Here is a 2045-nt window from a genome sequence, read left to right as displayed (position 1 = left end):
GAGCAGGCCATTGTCAAAAATGGTTATTCGATTATCCCGCTGAGTCCAAGTTTGGATACGTATAAATATATCTATGTGAATAGTGGTATGAAGATATTGAAGTCTTATGGCGTAACCATCTTTGTAACTGTAATTGGTACGGTAAGCGCATTGCTGATTACAAGTATGATTGCATTCTCGATATCCRTAAAAAAGCTAAGATATCGCAATATTATCGCATTCATTAGCAACTTTACGATTATTTTCTCGGCCGGCTTGATTCCGTGGTATATGGTTAGCGTGAATTATTACGGTTTGAAAAATAGTATTTTAGCATTAATCCTTCCTTCTATTTTTAGCGTATGGAATATGTTTTTGCTGCGAACGTATTTTTCTAGCATTTCACCGTCTTTATACGAAGCAGCGGAGATGGATGGAGCTAATTATTTTACCATTTATTTAAAAGTAGCTCTTCCTTTAAGCAAGACTGCTCTGCTCACAGTGGGATTAATGTATGCGCTGAATTATTGGAATGATTGGTGGAATGCACTCATCTTCATCAACGATAAGGATCTATTTCCGCTGCAATACTATCTCTACAACATTCTATCGAATGTAAATGCGATCAGCTCCGGCCGTATTCCCTCTGGGGCTTCCGGTAACATAACGCTGCCAGCAGAAACCGTAAAGATGGCAATTACCGTAATTACAATTGGTCCTATTATTTTCCTATTTCCTTTTATTCAAAAGTATTTCGTTCATGGCATTATGGCGGGCGCAGTAAAGGAATAAGCGATACATGGTTTGTAGCCTATCTAGGCCTAACATACATTAACCATTAAATAGGGAGGGTTATCAATGAAATCCAGTAAAATGCTTATCTTTTTGGTTTTAATGCTAGTTTCTACTTCAATTCTTGCAGCGTGTAGCAACAAGGAAGAGGTTGGAGGAAAGGGGAAGCTCGAAACACTCACCATCTTGTACCCSGGGGACGAAAGTGATCGTATGACTGAATTTCTTGGAAATGAATTTTCAGAGAAAATGGCAGCCGATCTCGGATTAAAGTTGAAAGTTATTTTTGTGCCATGGGCTCAGTACTGGGAGCAAAAAGATATTATGCTCGCTGCAAATGAACCGATTGATCTTTATTGGGATGGTCTTCCCGACCTTTCTACCATTGTGAATAAGAAGCAAAGCATGCCGTTGGATGATCTAATTAAGCAGTATGGCCAGGATATGCTCAAAGTGCTGCCGATGGAACAGTTTCAGGGTGCGGTAATTGACGGCAAAATTCATGGGATTCCATCGGCGTATGCTCCGTCATCAGCCATGTATCAACTGGTAGCTGTACGTCAGGATATACTAGAGGCTGTTGGGATGAACGAAATAAAAACAGCTGAAGATTTAAAAGAGTTTGCTACCAAAGCGAAAAAACAGTTTCCGGAAATGAAAGGGCCAGCTGATATTGTCTTTAAACCTCTCACCAGATATTTTACAGAAGAGCAGTATAACTTTATTGCAGTAGAAGACTTAATCGTATTTGGCGAAGACAGTAAAAAAGCACATAGCTATTATGAATCAGAAGCTTTCCAAAAAKTAGCGAAATTTAACCGCAGTATGTATGATGCAGGGCTTTATTCAGAGGATCTGACTATCAAATACAATGAACGGGATTCTCGCATGCAGACAGGTCTATACTTATGGGTTGAAGGCTCGTTAGGCAAAGAAATGGAAATTATAGATGCAATAAAAGCAAATGCACCTGATGCTAGAGTGAAGACTTATCTTTTGGCACCTGAGAAACCTCGTTATATTACTGCAACAGGAGGAGAAGTTCTTGGCGTTCCGGTAACGGCTCCTAATCCAGAGGGTGCGATAAAATTTGTGAATTGGATTTATAAATCCAAAGAAAATTATCAATTAGCGCTCTATGGCGTTGAAGGCAAAGATTACGAGATTGTAGATGGAAGAATCAAAAAGCTGACTGCTAATGAGTTTTTCTATGAATGGATGTTTAGAAACCAGAATTATCAATTATTTGGACCAGACGTAGCACAAGAATCTAT

Annotated in this window: 2 protein-coding genes; both read left to right on the top strand. The window is 39.1% G+C overall.

The window, feature by feature from the left end; genetic code table 11:
* On the top strand, positions 1-771 hold a 771-nt coding region (locus AC1DSE_RS34610), incomplete at its 5' end, for a carbohydrate ABC transporter permease (protein WP_477529049.1).
* Positions 772-837: 66 nt separating this feature from the next.
* A partial coding sequence (locus tag AC1DSE_RS34605; RefSeq protein WP_477529048.1) for an ABC transporter substrate-binding protein occupies positions 838-2045 on the top strand: 1208 nt, incomplete at its 3' end.

This window comes from Paenibacillus sp. 01L418 (assembly GCF_056400045.1).
The sequence above is the reverse complement of the archived record's forward strand: the minus strand, read 5'-3'. Positions and strand labels throughout refer to the sequence as shown.